This window comes from Legionella anisa, from assembly GCF_001467525.1.
GTDB classification, from domain to species: Bacteria; Pseudomonadota; Gammaproteobacteria; order Legionellales; family Legionellaceae; genus Legionella; species Legionella anisa.
This window is the reverse complement of the sequence record NZ_LNXS01000027.1, coordinates 1-24,353: the sequence shown is the minus strand read 5'-3', so window position 1 is coordinate 24,353 and position 24,353 is coordinate 1. Positions and strand designations below refer to the sequence as shown.

The following is a 24,353-nucleotide window of genomic DNA, read 5'->3' as shown; positions in this document are numbered from 1 at the left end:
CAACCTAAGAATTTTAAATTCTTTTTAATCGATATAATAAGGACATTCATGAAACAAGCACTATTATTGTTATTATTAACCTCTTTTTTAGCAGGATGTCATACACCAAAACCTGGAGAAATTTCTAAAATGGACAATAGAGGTTATGGTGGAGTTGGCGGCGCTGGCGGAAGCGGTAGCTCTGGAGGACCTGGTAGCGCTGGAGGACTTGGTGGCGCTGGCGGAAGTCGTTAAGAAGATGCTTTTCAAGATGATACTCAAGATAACTTGCAACTTTTCACTTAAGTTCATCTTGAAAATGCTCACTTTTAGAAATTTATAAAAAAATTTATTGATGCAATATTGGCTAAAAAGTCTGGAACCCCAAAACGTCGAATGTATTGGTTCATATAACCAACTTCAGTAGAAACTATTGGATTTATTTTATACCCCAAACCAATAAAAAATCGGTTTTGATCAAAACCACGACTGTTTGTACCCACAAAATTATTCTTATGAAGAAACAGTTCATCGCTCGTAACAAAACTAAATTGAGTATATTGTTTAAGCGGTACTGAAATTTTAATAAGCTGTCTAAATCGATAAGCCGTTTTAGGATTATTTTCTAGAAACCGCTGCTCCGTACGTGTTCTGCTAGTAAATGTCAAATATCGATTGGTTTTAGCCCACAAAATTTGTTGCCAAATTCGATCTTCCTCAAATGGATTAGAAGTATTAGGTTTTCCTGTGTATATCCAGGCGTATCCAACCCAGATACTCAGATTCTCTGTTAAGGCATAACCCAATCCTGGACGTACTAATATTTGTGAAAAACGACTGCTATCATCACCTAAACGCTCTTGTGTTTCTAACCAATATCGTACGCGACTCAGTATTTTGTCCTTACTATGAGTTTTACCAATCGCTGTTACATTAAACCAAGATTGAAAATCACGCTCAAGTGCACATTCTGCATTGTTTGGCCACCCCCAAACGAAGATACATACTGAAAGCCAGAATAATATACCAATCCTTTGCATTATTATTTTTTAAATTAAAAAAAGACTCATTTTAGTAGGTGTTGTGTAGGTTGAAAAGTATTTTTTCTATATTTTAAAGCCCTCGGGATAATGAGCCAATTAATCCCCAAGGGCTGGAACTAGAATTAAGTTGTATACTTAAGCCAAAGAGGCATCACCTTATTGAGGTAAACCATAAACTTCCATAAGCCTACCTGAGATTCTACATTACCATAGGCATCCGCCTTGGTTTCTGGGTAGGCAATACCTAAACCAAATAGCCCTGGTCCAATAATACCGACATAGGGATTATGGCGTGAATTTTCATAATCACCAATAACAATAGTTTTACGTTGCTCAAAACCGACTGCATAAATTACTTGGCTACATTCAGGCAAAAAACGTGCAATATTTGGTTCACTGACATTGTAACGTACGAGATTGGAGGGCAAAACCCCATCAATGTGTTCTCTGGCCCAGGCTGCACTCTGCCCCTTTAACCCTGTATTATCAAAAAGGATCCAATCATCCATCTCAATAGCGTAGCAGCAGGGTGATCGGTAAAAATTAATGATCTTTTTAACATTTAACTCTACAAGATGCTTTAAAATAATGATTGCAGAATGAGAAGATCCAAATACGCCATAAGTTTCATCATGATGAATAACAGCAGACAATTTTTCCTTATCAATTGCTGTATCAAAAGGAATTACATTAACACCTGGATAATTTAATGATGATGGCAATGCACCTGTAGCCAATATTACATTTTTAGCATGATATGTTTGTGAATCTGAACTTAAAGACCATAAGCGCTTAGATAAAAACATATTATGAATCGTTGTTTTTACTGCTTGGACTTTTTGTAAAAAATTTTCTGTAATCCACTGCAAAGGCTCTGCCATGAAACTCAAAGTACAGGTTTCATCTAATGGTAAATGATTTAATTGAAAATCAATCGGAGCCTCTTGATAATGAAAAGAATGGACTGCCGATAAAAAATCTTTAAAGTATTTGACCTTAGTATTACTCGAGACATTACGCCAATAAAGGCCAAAATCCCCAACCTTAAAATGAGGATCAAGCCATAAAATATCCTCTGGTAAAAGACCATTATCCAATAATTTACCCACTGCTGCGATCCCAGCAGGACCGGCCCCTATGACTGCCCATTGATATATTTTTTTATGCATACACTTATTCTTGATCACATGTATTTACCAGAACACAAGTACCTGAACTACAATCGTCTATTGTTTGGCATGAAGGATCATAATAACCTTCATTAGGTACTCCCAGAACCACATTCGTATCATCATTTAAATTATCATCATACCAAATACCATCATTCCAGGTATTCGCATTTATACTTCCTCCATACCATTCATTGTTATGGTAATAACTGCCCTGGTAGTTGTTATAATACCCATTATTATGATACCCAGTATTTGGAATCGCACCATGATAACCTCCCCCATGCCCCTCAAAAGCAAAAGCAGAAGTACAAGTACATAGTAGAAAACATAAGGCAGATATTAAAACACGTGCGCGGAGTTTCATTTCCTTTCCTTAGATTGAAGAGGCCTGTTTTTAATAAAGTATAGTACTCGAAATGAAAGTAAGCGCAACACATTTCATGACAAATAAATAGAGACTATGGGTCATTATGGCACACTAAATTGGGATTCGGTGACATGCATAATCAATTATGCTAATATGCTTTTCGTTCCAAAATGATTAATACATACAGTTCTTATTTAACCTACACTATATATATTGGAACAAAATATATTAGACAATCAATTAACACTTTTGGATTCATATGGCAGTTACTATAAAGACCCCTGACGAAATTGAAAAAATGCGTATTGCAGGCAGACTTGCTGCCGAAGTTCTGGAGATGATCGGTCCACATGTACAAGAAGGTATTACCACTGACGAACTGAATACCATTTGTCATGACTACATTGTGAATACACAAAAAGCAATTCCTGCCCCTTTAAATTATAATGGCTTCCCAAAGTCGATTTGTACCTCAGTAAACCATGTGGTTTGTCATGGAATCCCGGGGAAAAAGGTTTTAAAAGATGGGGACATAATTAATATCGACGTCACGGTAATCAAAAATGACTATCATGGGGATACCAGTAAAATGTTCGTTATTGGTGCACCATCAGTTAAAGCAAAACATGTAATTCAGGTAGCCCATGATTGTTTGTTTATCGGAATTGACATGGTAAAACCCGGAGTACAGTTAGGTGATATAGGTTATGCCATACAACAACATGCAGAAAAAAATCGTTGCTCAGTTGTCCGCGATTATTGTGGCCATGGTATAGGTCGCATCTTCCATGAAGATCCTCAAGTATTGCATTATGGAATACCCGGAACAGGAATGAAATTGGAACCAGGTATGACTTTCACTATAGAGCCTATGATCAATGTTGGAAAACACCATACCCGCTTATTGCCTGATCAATGGACTGTAGTCACTAAAGATCATAGCCTTTCAGCCCAATGGGAACATACCTTATTGGTTACCGATGATGGTGTAGAAATTTTGACTTTGCGCGATGAAGAACGAAAGTAAACAGACGAAAGCTCTTCTCTTTTCTCAGGAACAGGATGCGGAAAAAAAAGGGATGGCACTAGAACTGCAACATCTTAAAAATACTCTAAAACAATTTAAAGAAAAACTTCGCGAAGAATTCGATTATAAAACCAATATCACTACCATCACTCGTAAATTAGTTAGCTTTATTGATGATTTGGTTATTGGTTTATTTACTAAGAATCAACTGGATCATGATGCTTTTTGTCTTCTTGCTCTTGGCAGTTATGGACGTCGAGAACTGCAGCTCTATTCCGATATTGATATATTGTTGCTGCATACTGATAAAGTCTCTAAATCACAATTGCATCGTGCACAAAACTTTATCCAAGATTGCTGGGATGTAGGTTTGGATCTCAGCCATCAAATCACTAGTGTTTCTTCTTGTGCAGAACTAGCGTGTCAAGATGTCACAGTAATTTCCAGTCTCATGGATATGTTTTTATTATGTGGCCGCGGTGCATTAATGGAAGAATTAACTTATCAAATCCATCCCTTACACATGTGGACCAGCCAAGATTATTTTTTAGCGAAACTTCAAGAGCAAAAAAAACGCGATGCCAAGTACGGTGAAACAGCTTATAACTTGGAGCCCAATGTCAAATATGGTCCTGGCGGTCTGCGTGACTTACAAATTCTGCTCAGCATTGGTAAACGCCATTTTAACATTAAAAAATTAGCTGATGGCATAAACTATGGATTCATTACAGATAAAGAATATGAAAAACTTACTTATTGTCAGCATTTTCTCTGGCGTGTGCGTTTTGCATTACATGTATTAGCTGAAAAAGCAGAAGAACGCTTATCCTTTGATTACCAAATCAAACTAGCCCAGTTTTTTGGCTATAAAGATAAACCTCATTCACTAGCCATAGAACAATTCATGAAGGATTACTTTAAGGTAATTAAACGTAATAGAGAGCTCAATGAGATGTTATTGCAATGGTTTGATGAAACCATCGCCCACTCCCCAAAGCAAAAACTGTTTCATCTGGATAATGAATTTCAACTATCCAACAATTACATTGAAGTCAGGAATACCCGCGTTTTCATTCACCATCCACAGGCACTATTAAAACTATTTCTTTGGATAGCAAAACGGCCTGATATTGATGGAGTTCGAGCAAATACTATTCGATTAATTAGGGAATCACTCTATCTGATGAATAAACGCTTTAAAGCATCGCCTGAAACAACAGAATTGTTTATGAATATCCTTAAAACTGCGGATGGACCTTACAAGGCCTTACATCGAATGGGCCGATATGGCGTTCTAGCGCATTATCTTGAATGTTTCGCTATGGTAACCGGACAAATGCAGTATGATTTATTTCATGTTTATACCGTAGATCAACATACTTTATTCGTAATTCGAAATTTGTCCCGCTTCAAAGAAATAAACTATGCGGAACAATTCCCCCTCTGTGTACAAATAATGCAAACTTTAAACAAACCTGAACTACTGTATTTAAGCGCATTATTCCATGATATTGCTAAAGGACGAGGTGGTGATCATTCAGAATTAGGTGCGATTGAAGCATCGTATTTTGCACAAAATCACAATCTTGAAAAAGAAGACAGTGATTTACTTGTTTGGCTTGTGCGTAATCATCTCATCATGTCACAAACAGCACAAAGACAAGATATTTATGACCCCAATACCATTAAAAATTTTTGCCAACTTTTACCCCATCCCCACTACCTCGATTATTTGTACTTATTAACGGTTGCTGATATTTGCGGTACCAATCCCACTTTATGGAACTCATGGAAAGACTCTCTACTTAAAGAGTTGTATCGCGCTGCGAAACATATGCTACATAAAGAGCAAGAGTTAATCGATGAAACTGCACTCATCAAAGCACGCAAACAATATGCATTATCTATGTTGGTTACAGAAGGTATCGCAACAAATGCAGTAGAAAATTTATGGAAGCAATTCAAGGAAAGATATTTTTTGCATGAGTCCCCGGAAATCATAGCACGCCATACCAAAGCGATACTTGCCTGCACTGAATTCCCCCTGGTCATGATTATGCCCCACCACAGCCAGGGAGGAACCGAAGTTTTTATTTACATGCCTCACCGAGATGATCGATTTGCTATTGCAACAACCGTTTTAAGTAACCACAATGTCACCATTCAGGAAGCAATGATCCTTACCTGTGATAATCAATATGATTTAGATACTTATATTATTTTAGATGAACAAAATCAGGCATTCTTTGATAAACAACGTTCGCATGATATTCAACAAGCTCTATGTACCCATTTAGCAAAAACCGAACAATTGCCCGTTGTAGCACGAAAAAGACTTTCGCGTGCTTTAGCACATTTTAATGTCAAAACTCAAATCCATTACAATGATGCTCTCTCTTATAATCAAACTCGTTTATTTTTAGTCACGGCAGATAGACCTGGATTATTGGCAACAATAGGTAGAATTTTTTCAACATTAAATATTCACTTACATAACGCAAAAATTGTGACTGCTGGAGAGCGCGCGGAGGATACATTCTACATTACAAATCAACAAAATCAGTCATTAGCTAATGAAGAAAAGGAAGCTTTAAAACAAAGACTGATCCAAGAATTACTCACTTCAAAGTGAATTACTCCTTTCTCTACAAGTAAAATTAGTAGAGTAGCCTGGGTGCAGCGCAGCGAAACCCGGGTTACTTTATCGACACATTTGGAAAAAATCTGTGAGTAGAAGAGAACACTCCGCTTGCATTATTCCTTCGTCAATTTGAACTTTGTGATTTAAAGGATAACCTTGTAATAAGTTATAAACAGATCCTGCGGCACCTGCTTTAAAATCTCTAGTTGCAAAAACCAGTCTTCTAATTCGTGCATGCACAATAAGTCCGGCACACATAGCGCATGGTTCAAGAGTCACATAGAGTGTTGTATCTAACAGACGATGATTTTTTAGTTGTTGCGATGCCTGTCTAATTGCACGGACTTCGGCGTGTTCTGACGGATCGTGACTGTTTTGGATGAAATTTCGTCCCAAACCTAATAACTGGTGGTCTTTGCTTACCACCACAGCGCCAACAGGAACCTCTCCTTCTTCTTGGGCGATAATAGCCTGTGCGTATGCTTTTTGCATCCAGTAGTGATCATTCATTTTCAAAAAATTTTAAACCGTAGCCTGGGTGCAGCGAAGCGAAATCTGGGTTCCGCTTCGCTGCACCCAGGCTACAATTATTCCCATTCAATCGTAGCAGGTGGTTTACCGGAAATATCATACGTTACACGAGATACGCCCTCTACTTCATTAATAATCCTATTGGATACATGACCTAGAAAATCCCAGGGCAATTGTGACCAATGCGCTGTCATAAAATCAATCGTCTCAACAGCACGAAGACAAATCACATAATCGTATTTACGTCCATCCCCCATCACACCAACGCTTTTAACGGGTAGAAATACAGCAAAAGCTTGACTGACTTTATGATAAAGATCCGCTTTCCTTAATTCATCAATAAAAATAGCATCGGCTCGACGTAAAATATCGGCATACTCCTTTTTAACTTCCGCCAAAATTCGCACGCCCAAGCCTGGCCCAGGAAACGGATGACGATAGACCATATCGTGAGGCAAACCTAGCTCAAGTCCTATTTTACGCACTTCATCCTTAAATAATTCACGAATAGGCTCTAATAATCTCAAGTTCAATGTTTCCGGTAAGCCGCCCACATTATGATGGGATTTAATTACGACTGAAGCACCATTTGTACTCGTTGCTGCCGACTCAATAACATCAGGATAAATTGTTCCTTGCGCCAACCACGAAACTCCAGGAATTTTTAGTGCCTCTTCATCAAATACTTCAATAAAAGTACGTCCAATAATTTTTCTCTTTTCTTCGGGACAGGTAACGCCTTTTAACGCACGCAAAAATTTCTCTTCGGCTTGAACTGAAATAACTTCAATACCCATGTGCTTGCCAAACATTTCCATAACTTCACTTGCTTCATTAAAGCGCAACATTCCAGTATCTACAAAAACGCAAACCAACTGTTTACCAATCGCTTGATGTAATAAAGCAGCAACAACAGAAGAATCCACACCACCAGACAAGCCGAGTAAAACCCTCTCAGTTCCTACCTGAGTTCTGATTTTATTAATTGCTTCATCAATAATGAGTTCAGATGTCCAATTAGTTGACGCGTTACAGATATCGACAACAAAACGATATAAAATGCGCATCCCTTGTAATGTATGTGTTACCTCTGGATGAAATTGAACCCCATACATGTGACGACTTTCATCAGCCATTCCGGCAATCGGTGCGTTACGTGTCTCACAAACGACCTTAAAACCGAGAGGTAATTTTGTCACCTTATCTCCATGGCTCATCCAGACATCTAATAAAGCATTTCCATCAGAATTGAGTCGATCCTCAATTTGTGAAAACAATTTGCTGTGACCATGTAATTTTAATTCAGCATAACCAAACTCTCTAACTGAGGATGACTGTACTTCACCACCTAATTGCACTGCCATGGTTTGCATTCCATAACAAATCCCCAAAATAGGCAACCCCGCAGTAAACAGCCATTGAGGAGCTCGTGGATTCTCATCGTGGGTTACAGTCGCTGGACCACCCGACAAAATGATGCCGCAAGGATTTAGGGCTGCAAATTGTTCTTGCGTTATATTAAAGGGATGGATTTCGCAATAAACACCTAATTCGCGCACACGTCGTGCAATCAGCTGTGTGTATTGAGAACCAAAATCAAGGATCAGCAAAGGATGTTGTTTTAAATCACTCATTATTAATTATCTACCTGATAGTTTGGTGCCTGTTTTGTAATACTTACATCATGAACATGTGACTCCCTCATTCCTGCATTAGTCACTTGTACGAATTCAGCCTTAGTATGTAATTGTTCGATACTTTCACATCCTGTATATCCCATGCATGAACGCAAACCACCTAACAATTGATGAATAATTGTTTGCGCCAAACCTTTATAAGGAACACGTCCTTCAATTCCTTCTGGAACTAATTTTTCAGAACCTAATGATGCATCCTGGAAATAACGGTCACTAGAACCCTGTGATGAAGCCATAGCCCCAATTGATCCCATACCTCGATAGCTTTTATAGGTTGTACCTTGATATAATTCAATTTCTCCTGGAGACTCTTCCGTACCTGCAAACATGCTTCCAAGCATTACCGTATCTGCACCTGCAGCAAGCGCTTTGCACACATCCCCAGAAAAACGGATACCGCCATCAGCAATTAATGGAATCTTTCCTTTTAGTTCTTGTGCCACATTTGCAATTGCAGTAATTTGAGGGACACCAACGCCGGTTACAATTCGCGTAGTACAAATAGAACCAGGACCTATACCTACTTTTACTGCATCGGCACCCGCCGCATATAAATCTCGAGCTGCTGCAGCAGTGGCTATATTTCCTCCAATTACCTCTATATCCGGATGATATTTCTTAATCCATTTTACGCGATCAAGCACACCTTGTGAGTGCCCATGTGCCGTATCAACAACAAGTACATCAACACCCGCCTCAATTAATGCTTCAATACGTTCATCAGTACCCTCGCCTACACCAACAGCTGCACCAACTCGCAACTGTTCTGCTGCATCTTTACATGCATAAGGATTTTCTTTGGCTTTTTGTATGTCTTTAACCGTGATCAATCCACGTAATTGAAATGCATTATTAACCACAAGCAACTTTTCTATACGATGCTTATGCAATAGGCTGCGTACCTCTTCACGACTTGCTCCTTCCCTGACAGTGACCAACTTTGTCTTAGGAGTCATTATTTGCTCAACACTCAAAGATAAATTGGTTTCAAAACGGATATCTCGACTGGTTACAATACCGACTAAATTTTCACCATCAACTACAGGAACCCCCGAGATACTATATTTGGTCATTACATCAAGCAATTCTTTCACTGTGATATTAGGAGTCACTGTAATTGGGTCTTTCACCATGCCACTTTCAAACTTTTTCACTTTTCGGACTTCATCAGCTTGCGCCATAATGGTCATGTTTTTATGAATAATACCGATACCACCCTCCTGCGCTAAAGCTATAGCTAAGCGGGCCTCGGTCACAGTATCCATTGCTGCGGATACAAGAGGAATGTTCAAGCTAATCGAACGAGTTAACTTTGTTTTTAAAGACACATCTTTAGGTAGTATTAAAGAGTGTGCAGGAATAAGAAGGACATCATCAAAAGTTAGTGATTGCTGCACAATAGAAAGAGCCATTTTATTCTCGTTACAGGAGTTAAATTAACCGAATAGTTTACTATAAATTGTGGACAAATTAAACAGATAATTTACAGAAAACAAAAATAGTTCTTTATAATTATAGGTCTTATTGATCCTATTTTTATCAAAAATTCTTCATACTTTCATTAAGCTTAGGATATTTTTAATCTTATTAATCTAAATAATTTAAGAATTAAAGGTATCCTAAGGCAATAAAAAGTTAAAAATTGTTTTAGATTTCTCTTTTATTTTGGAGAATGTTTTTCCACAGATCACTACTTGAATTATTTATCAATTAACGTGTACACTGTTGGTTAAATATTGTGTTGAATCAAAAATAATAGGAAGGGTTCAGCGTTGGCTAAAATAATTGTAATTACATCGGGTAAAGGTGGGGTAGGAAAAACTACTTCTTCTGCAGCTATTTCTTCAGGCCTCGCTCTATTAGGGCACAAGACTGTCGTTATTGACTTTGATATCGGTTTAAGAAACCTCGATATTATCATGGGCTGTGAACGTCGGGTTGTTTATGACTTTATTAATGTCATTAATAAGGAAGCAAGCCTAAATCAGGCCTTAATTAAAGACAAACGTATTGCAAACCTCTCTATACTTCCTGCATCACAAACTCGGGATAAAGATGCATTAACTCTTGAAGGGGTTGAACGAGTCCTTAATGATCTTGCAAAAGATTTTGATTTTATTATTTGTGATTCACCTGCTGGAATTGAAGCGGGTGCATTAATGGCTATGTATTTTGCTGATCATGCAATCGTTGTGACTAATCCAGAAGTTTCCTCTGTACGTGACTCTGATCGTATCCTGGGAATACTTGCAAGCAAGACAAAAAGAGCCGTTGAAAATCAAGCACCAATCCAAGAGCATTTGTTATTAACACGTTATGATCCAGAACGCGTTGAGCGTGGTGACATGCTTTCTGTTACTGACGTAAAGGAAATATTAGCCATTCCATTAATTGGTGTTATTCCAGAATCAAAATCTGTACTTAAAGCTTCAAATACAGGTACACCAGTAGTGCTTGATGAAACAAGTGACGCCGGAATTGCTTATCAAGATGCAATTGCTCGTTTTCTCGGCGAAGAAAGGCCTATGCGCTTCATAAATAATGATCGCAAAGGATTATTGCGTCGCTTATTCGGCAAAAACAAGGAGGAAGTGACGGTATGAGTATTTTCAATTACCTGCGCAGAAGGAGTGCTACAGCATCAGTTGCTAAAGAGCGTTTACAGATAATAATCTCTCACGAACGCTCTCAACGTAACACACCTGACTACCTACCCAAACTTCAGGAAGAAATTCTTACTGTTATTGCTAAATACGTACATGTCACACGTGATCAGGTCAGTGTGAATCTTGAACGCATGGGAGATAACTCGGTGCTTGAATTAAATATCACCATGCCAGATGATGTTAAAGAAAACGCCTAAGACTTTTTAGAAAGATTATATTGAATTGTAAGTCAAATGTGATATTTTTTGCCAAAAGTAAAGCGTTTCAGTACTTATTCTAATTGTGTAATTTTCCCAATAGTTTTCTTTCCAGTTATAAGATTGATTGTTTCATTTGATGATTTTCTTATCCAGGCCATTCTGATTTCCACTACTGAGCCTATAAACTATTTCATTTACATACATTTAAGGATTAGTTGGTGGAACATTGGGGCCAGGTGGACTATTTAGATTAGGTTGCACATTTGGACTAGGCTCCACATTTACATCACCAGGCACAGGCCCTCCGGGTTGAGTTGGCCCTCCGGGTTGAGCTGGCCCTCCGGGTTGAGTTGGCCCTCCGGGTTGAGTTGGCCCTCCGGGTTGAGTTGGCATTCCGGGTTGAGTTGGCATTCCGGGTTGAGTTGGCATTCCGGGTTGAGTTGGCATTCCGGGTTGAGTTGGCCCTCCGGGTTGAGTTGGCCCTCCGGGTTGAGCTGGCATTCCGGGTTGAGCTGGCATTCCGGGTTGAGCTGCTGCCCCGGGCTGAACGGGTATTCCTGCAGATAGAAAACTGACTATTCCATTAGTATGGCTTAATCGAGCAGATTGATTGAAAGAATCAGCAAAGGACATAGTAGATATCGGTAACATGAAGCAGCCCACTATACTGGCCATCATGATATGTTCCTTCACTGAGCTTTGTTTCATGCTAATCTCCATATTCTTATATTATCCTTAATATGTTAAGGAGTTTTCTTGCAAAAGATTGTATTTTTCTTTGCCTGGATAACACTGTCTAAGTATAGACTAATGTTTGCATAATTAAAGCATAGTAAGACTTAATCTGGTATTTTCATTTTTTTCTGTAGTGCATCAAAGAAAAACCCGGGGTTAATCGCTGAACACCCGGGTTATGAAAAATGCTTATAGCTACTTGTACTGGGAGTCAAAATCAAATCATTTCTGATTCAATATCATCTTTATTAACAATAACTTTTTTACTTCTAACAGGTTTTACTGATGTAGGTCGACGCAAATCCTCATCATTGAAATCATCTACTTTAATCACATCCTGTCGTGCCAACTCTGCTTCTTTTAATTGCTTGGCCTCTTTCTCAGTTAGTAAACCACAAGCCAAAGCTTCATTGATTTGTTCCAACAGAGTAAGTGATTTTAAAACATCATCTTTTACTGCACGCATTACTTTTCTTTCCAACTCCTCAACCGCGCAAATTTTATGGAAAGCTTCCTCCAGACGACCTAAAGGACAATTGTCTCCGGCTTTTCTATAAACTAAACGAGTGAGACGCATGCGGGCTTCACCAGGCTCAATTAGAATTCTCGCTAACTTATGGCCCAGCAAGTCATTTGGTTTATTTCTTCGATTACCTAAAGGTTTAATAATCAAGCGTAAGACAACTCGCGCCCAACGTGCTGGAAAATTGACAATAACGCCATGCATTGCCGTCTCACATTCATACAAGAGTTGTTGACAACTCCAATCAACTAAAGGTAAATCAGCTTTGGGTTCACCATCTTCGTGAAAACGCTTCAAGACTGCAGAAACCAAATACAATGAACTAAGCATATCCCCAAGACGTGAAGATAATTTCTCTTTACGTTTTAAGTCTCCTCCTAGAACAGTCATTGAGAAATCAGCAAGAAATGCTAAATTAGCACTGTATTTATGCAAAAGTTGATAATAACGTTTTACACTACTCACTGGCGCTTTGGACAAATGTGCATCAGTCCATGCAAAAATAACTGACTTGGTAAAGTTAGCAATAATAAATCCGGCATGGGAAAAAAATGCCTTATCAAATTCAACCAGATTATTGTTTCTAATGCTTTCAAGTTCCTTAAATACATAGGGATGGCATCGAATCGCTCCCTGACCAAAAATAATTAAACTTCGAGTGAGTATGTTCGCTCCTTCAACGGTAATTGCGATAGGTGATCCTTGATAACCTCTACCCATATAATTATTCGGACCAAGACAAATACCTTTTCCGCCATGAATATCCATAGAATCAATTGATACCTGTCTTGCGCGCTCCGTAGTGTGGTATTTTAATATAGCACCAACTACAGAAGGCTTGGCTCCATGATCAATGGCAGCAGCTGCCATTGTTACACCAGCATCAATGATATAAGCATTCGCTGCAAGCCTGGCCAAGGGCTCCTCAATCCCTTCAAATTTTCCAATGGACTGATTAAATTGTTTGCGAACGCGTGCATAAGCTCCGGAAGCCAAAGCTGCAGCCTGAGCACCTCCATTAGCACTGGAAGGTAAAGATATGGCTCTGCCAGCACTTAAACACTCCATTAACATGCGCCAACCACAACCTGCCATAGCTACACCACCGATTAGGTAGTCCATGGGAATGAAAACATCTTTCCCTTGAGTTGGGCCATTTAAAAATCCAGTATTCAATGGGAAATGACGACGTCCTTTTGTAACTCCTGGGGTGCTTGCTGGTATTAATGCACAACTAATACCTACATCCTCACCTTTACCCAATAAATTATCCGGATCAAATAACCTGAAAGCCAATCCGATTACTGTGGCTACTGGACATAAAGTAATGTAACGCTTATCCCAATTTAATCGGATACCTAATATTTTTTCACCATTAATTTCTTGATGACATACTATGCCTTTGTCCGGGATTGATGCTGCATCAGAACCCGCATTGGGGCCAGTTAAGGCAAAACATGGGATTTCCCGCCCATCAGCCAAGCGAGGTAAGTAATAATTTTTTTGTTCTTCAGTTCCATATTTAAGCAACAACTCACCTGGTCCTAGAGAATTAGGCACAGATATCGTTGTAGCAGCAGTGATTGAGCGACCATAGATTTTTACTAAGATAGACATTTGTGCGGTAGCAGAAAACTCAAGGCCACCATAACGCTTTGGTATAATCATACCTAAAAATCGATTTTCCTTAATAAACTGCCAGACTTCTGGAGGTAAATCGGTTAGGTTATGAGTTATATCCCAATCATCGACCATCCCGCACAGGGTATTTACGGGACCATCAAGAAAAGCTTGCTCTTCATCAGTCAAACGAACCGTGGGGGCATTTCTCAGTACAGAAAAGTCTGGGGCACCACTGAATAAATCACCTTCCCAACTTACAGTGCCCGCTTCCAGCGCCTCTCTCTCAGTTGAGGACATGGCAGGCATGGCTTTGCTTACTGTTTTAAAAAAATACTTGGATAATAATATTCGTCTTAAAGGTTTTATAGAGCCAGCAATTAAAATAAGCTCCACTAAAACAAGCGCTATTTGAGTCGCCAATCCTGGAGAACCATACATGAAAACAAGAGCACTAAATAGAGCAAAGCTAATAGCCCACACTGAAACTGCTGCTTGCCTGGTAAGCAATATCCCTGCAGCACCAATGATTATGAGCACTAAAATAGCGTGTAGCACATTATTCTCCTTAATTATTTGAGGTCTTTCGACCACTCGTACTATTTAAGTATAAACCAGACACAATTTTTATAATCTGCTTTGCCACAACTTCCGGGTGTTCCATAGGAAATAAATGGGTCCCTTTGGTTTTATGACTTGTTACATTAAAATATTTTTTCATGTAGCGCACATCCATTTTACCAACCACAGTACTTTTGTCACCATAAATTAATGCTACAGGAATTAATAACTTACCTTCATAGTTTGGAATGACGTGTGGAATAGTTCGATAAATTTGATACTCAATGTGTCTATCAAATCGCAGATGATAACCGTCATCTTGATACTCTAAACCGTAGGTAATATAATCATTTAAGCAGGCATCAGTAAAGGTCTTAAATAGATCCCGTGTCTTTAAATAACTCATTAATTGATCATGATCTTTCCAATATATACGCCGACTTCGGGTTCTAAACGCCGGCGTCACACGATCAATAATACCCAGGGCTTTTGCCAAACGAACCATGCTTGATTTAAACGTGCCAATTAAGGGTGAATCCAACATAATGACCGCTTTAAATAATTCAGGTTGTTCAGCTGCTGCGAGTAAGCTTAAAATTCCACCTAAAGAATGTCCAACTGCTACTACAGGGCGATCAGCCTGTTTTTTAACACTGGCAATGACTTCTAAAACCAGATTATGCCAGTTTTCGCCAACCGGAAACAAAGGGTCATGACCAATCTTGTCAATATAACAATAATCGAATTCTTTCTCGAGTTGATCCAGCATTTGTTTATAACATAAAGCAGGGAATCCATTCCCATGTGCAAAATGAATCAACTCTTTCATAAAGTCACCACGTGCATATGCTCCATATTTATTAATTCCGTAAACGGTTTAATTCCAACTCCATGACAACAAAATACAATTTCTTATAAAATGGCAAGGCGTCTGCTTTCTGCGCGTAGAGAATAAAGTGCAAAGCTGTAATAGAAAGTAAGCAATGCGAATAAAATGTAACCCGAACCCATAAAAATTGAATTGAGTGTGAGCATGGCCAGTAGCAGCAATAACATAGGGGTTCCAGCAACAGCTAAAAGCCGGCATGATTGGGCAAAGGTTACATTAAAAGAAAAGAATATATTTGAAAAAACTTGTCCTAAAAAAGCTAAGACCAGGAAAAGAATGATGAAAATTGAAAATAACATGGCTACAACCATAGGATAAATCATTAGTTGTGAATAAAAAGTCACATTTTTAATTGAATTTTCTTCTGCAATTTTTTTACCATCAAATACTAGATTAGTTCCTTTATCAAAAGTTTGGACAAATGGAGTCCCTTTACTGGGTTTTGTTTCCGCCATATTAAAAAGTTTCAAACTGGGCACTCTAAGAGAAATTTTATTTTTGTTAATCAAAATCGAGAGGTAAGGATATTGGGAAGGGAAATCATTGATTTTTCCTGTTGTATCAATAGCAATAACTACTTCTCCTTGATCATTTTTGATCAAATAAGGCATGGGTTTATCAAAAGAAACCTCTCCATTTTGTATATAAAAAACAGGAATCCTTGATAAAGGCTCCGTAATTTGTTCTTTAAACGCCTGATTCAGGCTAAAGCTCATTCTTAAAGCAAAAGGAATTGTTAATAAGGCGATGGTCAACAAGAGATAGAGAATACCAAACCCTCGCCAACGTTTTCCCACATCCACATAAAGACGTCGTGAATAGAAAGACTTATACAATGCTGACCAATAGCGATAGACTGGTGTATCAATTGGTTTTAGTTGTTTGCTTTTTTCTTTACTCACGCCATTCTCCAATACGTTTTCCAGACTTACGATGAAAAAGATGTAATTTAATTTTAGGTAGCTCAACCCAGAGTTGTCCACTCGAAATGTGTTGATCCGCAGTAACACGCAAATTAAGAGGCTGATTATTCTTGATACATGTCGCATGTATTAATTTGTCTGCACCCATATTATCTACAAACTCGACATGAATTGAGATACTTTGTGGATTGTTTTCAGAACTAAGCCCAACATGTTCCGCTCGAATTGCCATAATGAGCTCGTCCTTATCTTCAAAATTCTGTGCCAATTCGGGGATAAGATAATCAACTCCCATATCTGTTTGTACTGTATTGCTATTTTTATCGAAGACACCAGATACTATGTTCAAAGGATAATGCCCTGTGAATCCTGCAACGAATAAGGTAGCAGGATTTTGATACAGTTCCTGGGGAGTACCTATCTGCTCAACAACTCCTTGATTAAGTACCATAACACGGTCCGCCATAGTCATTGCTTCAGTTTGATCATGAGTTACATACAAACTGGTAGTATTTAATTGTTGATGTAAACGGCGAATCTCATGACGCATTTCTGTACGTAATTTTGCATCCAGATTGGATAAAGGCTCATCAAATAAAAAAACAGCCGGAGAACGAACCATAGCCCTTCCCATCGCAACTCTTTGTTTTTGTCCACCGGAAAGTGCCTGTGGTTTACGCTCTAAATAAGGAGTTAAATGCAACAATTGAGCTGCTTCATCGACTCGTTGCTTAATATCCGCTTTCTTAAAACGCCTCATTTTTAATCCATAAGCCATATTTTCAAATACACTCATATGAGGATAAAGAGCATAATTTTGAAAAACCATAGCCATATCTCTTTTCGCTGCAGGTATTTTATTGACACATTGCTCATTAATCAAAATCGAACCCGAACTTAAATCATCCAAACCAGCAATTAAGCGTAATAATGTAGTTTTGCCACACCCAGAAGGACCAACAATCACCATAAACTCGCCTTTTTTGATGCTAACGTTTACTTTATCCAGAATCGTTGTTGCGCCGACGCTTTTTGAAACGTCAATGAGACTGACTGTTGCCATGCTTACTTTAACCCTTTTTCAAACCAGCGCTGCATTAACATGACCACCATACAAGGCGGAACCAAAGCAATCAATGCAACAGCCATAATGTAGTGCCATTGTGGAACTTGATCTGCTACTCCAGCTAAATAGCGAATCCCCATAACTACTGTAGCCATTTTTGTCTCCGTAGTAATCACTAATGGCCAAAGATACTGATTCCAACCGTACACGAACAAAATGACAAATAATGATGCAACTTGCGTTTTGGATAAAGGTAAAACAATATCAAAAAAGAAACGTACAGCACCTGCCCCATCTAGTTTTGCTGCATCAACAAGTTCAGCCGGTATGGTTTTAAAAAACTGACGAAATAAAAAAGTTCCGGTTGCAGAGACAAATAGAGGTAACGTTAGCCCAGTAAATGAATTTAATAATCCAAATGAAGCAACAACCTGAAAGGTAGGTACAATCCTGACCTCAATGGGCAACATCATCGTAGTAAAGATCAATGCAAAACATAATTTTTTAAAAGGAAAATCAAAATAAACCAACGCAAAGGCTGAGCCTAAGGCAAAAACAATCTTTCCCAAAGCAATGGTTAGAGCCATAAAAAAACTATTTAACAACATCGAAGTAATAGGTTCCCCGCCTGTAACCGACAAGCCTTCGGTCATCACAGCTTTCAAATTCTTGAATAATAACCCCCCTGGAACCATAGGAATATGAGATTGCATCATAGCGCTACCTTCATTACTGGCAGCGACAAGAGCCAAATAAACAGGCAACAACATCAAAATCACAAAAAAGCATAAAAAACCATGCTGGAAAAGACGAGCGAAATATGATTTCATGCGTAATGAACCTTTTTTTCGAGGTATCTAAATTGCACTAAAGAAACAATAATTACAATAAACATCAGCAGTACTGATTGCGCTGACGAACTTCCCAAATCCATTCCCTCAAATCCATCTTGATATACCTTATAAATCAAATTAGTCGTACTGTTCCCAGGTCCGCCATGCGTCATCACTTGAATAATGCCAAAAGTATCAAAAAAACCATACATTAAATTGATAATGAGCAAGAAAAAAGTAGTTGGTGATAAAAGTGGAAAAATAATTTGCCAAAAACGTTGCCATCCAGAGGCACCATCAATAATCGCCGCATCAATTAATGACGAAGGAACCGCTTTGAGCGCTGCGAGATAAAATAGAAAATTATAGCTGAACTGTTGCCAACTGGCAGTGAGAATAATTACTGAAAATGCTTGGTTTACATTATTTACATAGTCAAAATTAATCCCTAATAATTGCAAAAGCTGCGTCAGCCATCCTAAAGTGGGATGGCATAAAAAGCGCCATAAAATTGCTGCTACTGCAGGAGCTATAGCATAAGGCCAAATTAATAAAGATTTGTAAACCCCTTGCGTCTTGCCTCTATTATTCACTAATATGGCCATAAGGAGTCCTAAACTCATTGTGAAAAAAGTCACACTCAAAGCAATAATAAAGGTTACCCCAATTGCCTTGCTATAACTCGGATCAAGAAATAGATCCACAAAATTGGAAAATCCTGCAAACTTTTTATGTAAGCCAAAAGCATCCGTGTAAAAGAACGACTGCAATAATGCATTACATGCAGGCCAAATAAAAAACATCAGGGTAACAATAAGTTGTGGAATGATAAAAAGCCAAGCAGAAAGACGTTGATGATTGAATTTAGCCATTGCCCAATATATAAGAGGGTCTGTATAAGCATTATATAGGTATGTTTTTTTAAGTAAAGTGTCTGCGTTAAAGTAAAGTAGCCTGGGTGAAGCGGAACTCGGGTTTGCAAAAGCTTATCCCTAAAAGAACCCCCGGGTTCCGCTGCGCTGCACCCAGGCTACATTTAATTGTTAATTAAGGAAACCATTTTGCGCTACGTATACATAGAAAATCCAGGCCCACACAGTCGATTGATTATCAAGAATGGTCCTAAGCCAGAATACAGTCAGTCACAAATTTTAGTGGGTGTTAAAGTGACTGCCCTTAATCGGGCAGATATCATGCAACGTTATGGTAAATACCCCCCTCCTCCCGGAGAATCAGATGTTCTGGGTCTGGAAGTTGCCGGAGAAGTAGTCGAGGTGGGTGCAAATGTCACTCAATTCAAACCCGGTGATAAAGTTTATGGATTGGTCGGTAGTGGTGCTTATGCTGAATTTTGTCCTGTCGAAGAATCGCTAGCCCAACACATCCCTGAAAATTGGAGTTATTCGCTTGCAGCAGCACTTCCTGAAGCACTAACAACCGTTTATGCCAGTTTATTCGATTTAGGAAAGCTCCAATCGGGACAAACCTTGCTTATTCATGGAGCAGGAAGCGGCATCGCCTCATTGGCAATTCAAATGGCAAAATTGATCCATGCTCATGTAATTACCACCGCAGGAACAGATTTGAAAGTAGAAAAAGCAATTAAACTTGGTGCAGATCAGGTGTTTAATTATCATAAACAGGATTTTGAAGACTTAATTGAAGATCACAGCGTTGATTTAATTGTTGATTTTATAGGTGGTGATTATTTTAATAAGCATCTGCATTTATTGAAGCCTAAAAGCAAGCTCATCCAGATTGCGTGTCTGAAGGGAAGTTCAGTGGAGTGCAATCTTGCATTGATTATGCGCAAAAGATTGCAAATCATTGGCTTTGTACTTCGTTCTCAATCGCTTGAAGAAAAAAATAAATTATGGAGTCAAGCTCATAAAGAGTGGATAGAGAACTTGAGAATAAAAAAATTGACTCCCATTATTGATTCAGAATTTAAACTGGAACAAATTGAAGAAGCACATCAATACATGCAATCAGGAGCACATTTTGGCAAAATTATTGTTCATGTAGATTAAGGCCGGATGTAATGTAGCCTGGGTGCAGTATTTTATTTACTAGATGCAATTTTCTTTCTCGAAACATCCAAACTAAGAGCTCGATTTAATAATTGCTCATAGATAGGCCCATTGGGGGTGAGCTGGAGCACAATCGTTGCGGTAATGCATGCCATCATTACCGGAAAGATTAAATAATAATTATGAGTCATTTCTACCACCAATACTGCTCCGGTTATTGGTGAGCGCGTAGATGAGGCAAAAAGTGCAGCCATTCCCGCCACTGCAAACATCCCCGGTTGGGTTAAAAAGTCAATATGCAAAATTTCTAAAATATGGAATATCGCCAAACCAAGAAGTGTACCTAAAGATAGTATCGGGGCAAAAATTCCTCCCGGAACTGCGGTTCCATAGCAGGCCATGGTTCCTATAAATCGTACTACTAAAAGAAAGAACAAAAAACCAAATCCTGGTGACAGGGTTAATGCCTGATGAATAATGTGCATGCCACCACCTACAGCTTCTGGATGATGTACTGCTAAATAGCCAATCAAAAATCCTACAGCCAAGACGTAATATGTTTTTTGTCTTGAAGAAAGTTTCTCCAGGAGCGTTAGGGTACCTATTAATGAGAGATTAAATAAAAGTCCTACAAAGCCTACCACAATACCAAACAGAGCAAATAGCCATAAAGAATCAAGATGAGGAAATTCAAATACATTCATTGGGATCGTAGGCTGGGGACCAATTATCAATTCAAGTATGACTGTAGCTGTGATGCAGCAAATAACCACCATACTGAAACTGGTAAAAGAATAGTTGAACTGATTTCGCATTTCTTCCATGACAAAGATAACCCCTGCTAGAGGAGCATTAAATGCAACTGCTAAGCCTGCAGCAGCCCCTGCGGCAATTAAACTGTCCTTTCTACGCCGCGTCAGGTTGAATAAACCTCCCAGCATTTCTCCTAAACTACCTCCAATGTGGATCGTGGGTCCCTCTCGTCCCAAAATCATTTTGGCAGAGAGTACCAAAATACCAAAAAAGAATTTTACAGGTAATAAGCGGCGCCAAGATATGCGTCTTAAATGGAGTAATGCGCCTTCAATCTCCGGCACACCGCTTCCTGATGCTTCAGGTGCAAACTGCTTCACTACAAAATATGCAGCATAAACCATAATCATTGAAACCAATCCTGAAATCAATCCGGCCGGCCACCCATGAAGACTAAGAAAATGAAAAAAATTATCGAGCGAGTTACCCAATAAATCTATTGACAAGCGAAATGTTGAACCGACAAGGCCAACTACAATGCCTAAAACAAAAGATACAGCGTAAAGCATTAATATCTTATTGCGCATTACGTTAAATCATCCCCATCAAATTGTTAATAATTTTGAGTCCGGCTTGATTTACTAAAGACAATATAGTTTCAGGATGAAATTGAACTGCATGAATGGGTAACTGCTGATGCGAAATAGCCATCACAATCCCATCATCACTCATCGCTGTAACCTTCAACTCTTTAGGTATCGCATTTAAACGTGCATAGAGTGAGTGGTACCTCCCTGCTTTAAAGTGCTCCCCCAAACCCGAGAATATTTTTGGATTGTCTACAACGTTTATAATGGATGGCTTGCCGTGCATGGGATATTCTAGAACATCCAAAATGCCACCAAAATGCTCAACAATTCCTTGCAAACCCAAACATACTCCGAACAAAGGGATATGACGAGAGGCAGCAGCGGCAATTGTTTGAGATAGATTAAAGTCACTGGGTTTACCAGGTCCTGGCGATAAAACCACCAGGTCATACTTTTGATTTTGTAAATAATGTAAAGCCCTATCAAACCGAATTGTGCTCACCTCCGCCCCGGTTTGCCGGAAATAATTTGCTAAAGTATGTACAAAAGAATCCTGATGATCGATAAGTAAGACGTGCTTGCCTTTTCCAATCAAAGGCAACTTCGTTGTCACTGCCTGGATGTTGGCTTCTCGCTTTTGCAACATGTCTAAAAAAGCAGATGCTTTTAAGCGTGTTTCCTGTTCTTCAGATTCAGGAACTGAATCATAAAGCAATGTGGCGCCTACACGAATTTCAGCAACTCCTTTTTCGATACGTACGGTTCTTAAAACCAAACCTGTATTTAAATTTCCATCGAAACCAAACCAACCCACCGCACCGGCATACCACTTGCGAGGAGATTTTTCATGTTTTTCAATAAAGTTAAGAGCCCAAATTTTAGGCGCACCCGTTACAGTAACAACCCACATATGAGTTAAAAAAGCATCTACAGCATCAAAGTTTTCCCTTAAAATGCCTTCAACATGATCCACGGTATGAATCAATCGTGAATACATTTCAATTTGTCTACGACCAATAACTTTCACTGAGCCTGCTTCACAAATTCGGGATTTATCATTTCTATCCACATCAGTACACATGGTTAATTCAGATTCTTCTTTTTTTGAATCCAGTAAGATCTGAATATTTTCTGCATCCTCAATTGCATCAGCGCCCCGTTTAATCGTTCCGGAAATGGGGCACGTTTCAACCCTTCTTCCCTGAACTCGTACATACATTTCAGGAGACGCACCAACCAAATACTCCCCATCACCCAAATTAATAAAAAAACCATAAGGGGAAGGGTTTAATCGACGCATTTGTTTGAATAAAGAAGAAGGTTGCTCTTTATAATGGGTGTAAAAAGTCTGGCTTGGAACTACTTCAAACAAATCACCACAAGCAAAACGCTCCTTGGCCGTATTTACAACCTGAGCATATTCACCTGGCATATGATCACATTCTTTGTCGGGTTTATTAGGTGATTGGTATCCTTCAGAAACTCCCTCTCTCGGCAAAGATTTTGTTGATTGACCTTTAAATTGAAAATCATAACGTCGAAGAAAAGCTTCTTCTTTGCGATGATTGACTACATAAATTTCATCAGGTAGATAAAGAACCATATCTCTTTGGGACAGCTCTCTTTCTTTATGCTTTTGTAACTCTTCAAATTGAAAAATCAAATCAAAACCTAAAGCGCCATATAATCCCAAATATGATTCATTTTCCAATTTAAAAAAAGACAATATCAAACGGATTACCGTAAATACTGAGGGCTGTTGACTGCGCTCCTCTTCACTGAAAACCCGTTCAGATGCCTTAATTTTGATTTGCAAGGATTCATTATTTTGCGCCACAACTTCTAAAGACGCTTCATTTTCCAATAATGGAATAATAAACGTTAATAATATTTTGCCACGATGATTTAACGCATCAATTTGAATTACATTCTGTTTGCAAATAACAGCTAGAGGCGGATTATAAAAACCGATATCCCAACAGGTATAACGTCCTGGATATTCAAAACTTGAAGCAAATAATGCTCCTCTTTGTGAATCTAAATGCTCAAGAAGATTTTCAATACCTTGTTGGTACTCTAGAGTGATCTGAGAGCACTCTATTTCAACGCCCCCTTGGGTTTTGTAATGCTGCAACATGAATGGCTAACTCAATGAATAATTATGATGTACCCTCATTCTACTTTAAAAATACTGTTCTGCAAGAATCTCGTTCCTTAGAGCCTGGGTACTACGAACTGAATCTTCTACACATCACTGAAAAACCTGGCCAGCTCTACTCCAACGTCCCTCCCCCACGACTTGTTCTCGGGCTTGTCCGCGGGATCCAGGAGATCTGCACTAAACACTAGACCCCGCGGACAAGCCCTGAGAGTTCCTAACAAAATTTAACCAGGAAAATAAGTATTCTAAGTCTACAGGGATAACAGTAATGTAGCCTGGGTGCAGGCGAAGCCCTGAGTGATCCTCTCATTTTTTTAAATTCCCTTTTGCAAACAGAGCCAAAGGG

At 38.8% G+C, this 24,353-nt stretch carries 21 protein-coding genes; 6 read left to right on the top strand and 15 right to left on the bottom strand.

What is annotated here, in order from left to right:
* The first annotated feature begins 48 nt into the window (after positions 1 to 48).
* Positions 49 to 234, top strand: coding sequence for a hypothetical protein (locus Lani_RS20460; RefSeq protein WP_019233052.1), 186 nt, complete (start codon positions 49 to 51; stop codon positions 232 to 234).
* A 74-nt stretch (positions 235 to 308) separates the two neighbouring features.
* Here the strand turns inward: Lani_RS20460 and Lani_RS09105 are convergent, their stop codons facing one another.
* The 3 genes from Lani_RS09105 to Lani_RS09095 all read right to left on the bottom strand — a co-directional run bounded on the left by Lani_RS09105 (position 309) and on the right by Lani_RS09095 (position 2,558).
* Positions 309 to 1,019, bottom strand: coding sequence for a DUF2490 domain-containing protein (locus tag Lani_RS09105; protein WP_019233053.1), 711 nt, complete (start codon positions 1,017 to 1,019; stop codon positions 309 to 311).
* Between the two features lie 125 nt (positions 1,020 to 1,144).
* A complete protein-coding gene (locus tag Lani_RS09100; protein ID WP_019233054.1) occupies positions 1,145 to 2,191 on the bottom strand; it encodes an FAD-dependent oxidoreductase in 1,047 nt (348 codons plus the stop codon).
* Positions 2,192 to 2,195: 4 nt separating this feature from the next.
* Positions 2,196 to 2,558, bottom strand: coding sequence for a hypothetical protein (locus Lani_RS09095; RefSeq protein WP_019233055.1), 363 nt, complete (start codon positions 2,556 to 2,558; stop codon positions 2,196 to 2,198).
* A gap of 262 nt (positions 2,559 to 2,820) precedes the next feature.
* Here Lani_RS09095 and map point away from each other — a divergent pair, with 262 nt between their 5' ends.
* Together map and glnD are read left to right on the top strand one after the other, a co-directional pair.
* Positions 2,821 to 3,588: a type I methionyl aminopeptidase gene (gene map / locus Lani_RS09090; protein ID WP_019233056.1), complete on the top strand. Its 768-nt coding sequence runs from the start codon at positions 2,821 to 2,823 to the stop codon at positions 3,586 to 3,588.
* Positions 3,589 to 3,640: 52 nt separating this feature from the next.
* A complete protein-coding gene (gene glnD / locus Lani_RS09085) occupies positions 3,641 to 6,220 on the top strand; it encodes a [protein-PII] uridylyltransferase (RefSeq protein WP_192814484.1) in 2,580 nt (859 codons plus the stop codon).
* A 69-nt stretch (positions 6,221 to 6,289) separates the two neighbouring features.
* On the opposite strand, the gene tadA is transcribed toward glnD, so the two are convergent.
* The 3 genes from tadA to guaB all read right to left on the bottom strand — a co-directional run bounded on the left by tadA (position 6,290) and on the right by guaB (position 9,869).
* Positions 6,290 to 6,739 carry a tRNA adenosine(34) deaminase TadA gene (gene tadA, locus Lani_RS09080; RefSeq protein ID WP_040522256.1) on the bottom strand — a complete coding sequence of 150 codons (450 nt, stop codon included), beginning with the start codon at positions 6,737 to 6,739 and terminating at the stop codon, positions 6,290 to 6,292.
* Between the two features lie 77 nt (positions 6,740 to 6,816).
* Positions 6,817 to 8,394: a glutamine-hydrolyzing GMP synthase gene (gene guaA / locus Lani_RS09075; protein WP_019233059.1), complete on the bottom strand. Its 1,578-nt coding sequence runs from the start codon at positions 8,392 to 8,394 to the stop codon at positions 6,817 to 6,819.
* A 2-nt stretch (positions 8,395 to 8,396) separates the two neighbouring features.
* Positions 8,397 to 9,869 carry an IMP dehydrogenase gene (gene guaB, locus Lani_RS09070; protein WP_019233060.1) on the bottom strand — a complete coding sequence of 491 codons (1,473 nt, stop codon included), beginning with the start codon at positions 9,867 to 9,869 and terminating at the stop codon, positions 8,397 to 8,399.
* A gap of 360 nt (positions 9,870 to 10,229) precedes the next feature.
* Here guaB and minD point away from each other — a divergent pair, with 360 nt between their 5' ends.
* Both minD and minE read left to right on the top strand, forming a co-directional pair.
* The gene (gene minD, locus Lani_RS09065; RefSeq protein WP_019233061.1) at positions 10,230 to 11,060 is read left to right on the top strand and encodes a septum site-determining protein MinD; all 831 of its coding nucleotides are present in this window, start codon (positions 10,230 to 10,232) and stop codon (positions 11,058 to 11,060) included.
* Entirely contained in the window at positions 11,057 to 11,320 is a 264-nt protein-coding gene (gene minE / locus Lani_RS09060; protein WP_019233062.1) for a cell division topological specificity factor MinE, read from the top strand. The genes minD and minE overlap by 4 nt, the downstream gene beginning before the upstream one ends.
* 207 nt (positions 11,321 to 11,527) lie before the next feature.
* On the opposite strand, the gene Lani_RS09055 is transcribed toward minE, so the two are convergent.
* From Lani_RS09055 to Lani_RS09025, 7 genes are all read right to left on the bottom strand, one after another.
* Entirely contained in the window at positions 11,528 to 12,031 is a 504-nt protein-coding gene (locus Lani_RS09055) for a hypothetical protein (protein ID WP_058388511.1), read from the bottom strand.
* Positions 12,032 to 12,275: 244 nt separating this feature from the next.
* The gene (locus Lani_RS09050) at positions 12,276 to 14,759 is read right to left on the bottom strand and encodes an acyl-CoA dehydrogenase (RefSeq protein WP_019233064.1); all 2,484 of its coding nucleotides are present in this window, start codon (positions 14,757 to 14,759) and stop codon (positions 12,276 to 12,278) included.
* A gap of 10 nt (positions 14,760 to 14,769) precedes the next feature.
* Positions 14,770 to 15,591: an alpha/beta fold hydrolase gene (locus Lani_RS09045; protein ID WP_019233065.1), complete on the bottom strand. Its 822-nt coding sequence runs from the start codon at positions 15,589 to 15,591 to the stop codon at positions 14,770 to 14,772.
* 83 nt (positions 15,592 to 15,674) lie between these two features.
* Positions 15,675 to 16,553 carry a DUF1189 family protein gene (locus tag Lani_RS09040; RefSeq protein WP_019233066.1) on the bottom strand — a complete coding sequence of 293 codons (879 nt, stop codon included), beginning with the start codon at positions 16,551 to 16,553 and terminating at the stop codon, positions 15,675 to 15,677.
* Positions 16,546 to 17,637, bottom strand: a complete 1,092-nt coding sequence (locus tag Lani_RS09035) for an ABC transporter ATP-binding protein (protein ID WP_019233067.1) — start codon at positions 17,635 to 17,637, stop codon at positions 16,546 to 16,548. Before Lani_RS09035 ends, Lani_RS09040 begins: the two co-directional genes overlap by 8 nt.
* 2 nt (positions 17,638 to 17,639) lie before the next feature.
* Positions 17,640 to 18,470, bottom strand: coding sequence for a sn-glycerol-3-phosphate ABC transporter permease UgpE (gene ugpE / locus Lani_RS09030; RefSeq protein WP_019233068.1), 831 nt, complete (start codon positions 18,468 to 18,470; stop codon positions 17,640 to 17,642).
* Positions 18,467 to 19,345 (bottom strand): carbohydrate ABC transporter permease, encoded by an 879-nt coding sequence (locus tag Lani_RS09025; protein ID WP_019233069.1) that lies wholly within the window; start codon positions 19,343 to 19,345, stop codon positions 18,467 to 18,469. Before Lani_RS09025 ends, ugpE begins: the two co-directional genes overlap by 4 nt.
* 189 nt (positions 19,346 to 19,534) lie before the next feature.
* Between Lani_RS09025 and Lani_RS09020 the strand changes: the two genes are divergently transcribed.
* Positions 19,535 to 20,503: an NAD(P)H-quinone oxidoreductase gene (locus tag Lani_RS09020; protein ID WP_019233070.1), complete on the top strand. Its 969-nt coding sequence runs from the start codon at positions 19,535 to 19,537 to the stop codon at positions 20,501 to 20,503.
* 32 nt (positions 20,504 to 20,535) lie between these two features.
* On the opposite strand, the gene clcA is transcribed toward Lani_RS09020, so the two are convergent.
* Positions 20,536 to 21,843 carry a H(+)/Cl(-) exchange transporter ClcA gene (gene clcA / locus Lani_RS09015; protein WP_040522258.1) on the bottom strand — a complete coding sequence of 436 codons (1,308 nt, stop codon included), beginning with the start codon at positions 21,841 to 21,843 and terminating at the stop codon, positions 20,536 to 20,538.
* Between the two features lie 4 nt (positions 21,844 to 21,847).
* Positions 21,848 to 23,983 (bottom strand): anthranilate synthase component I, encoded by a 2,136-nt coding sequence (locus Lani_RS09010; protein ID WP_019233072.1) that lies wholly within the window; start codon positions 23,981 to 23,983, stop codon positions 21,848 to 21,850.
* Positions 23,984 to 24,353 lie beyond the last annotated feature (370 nt).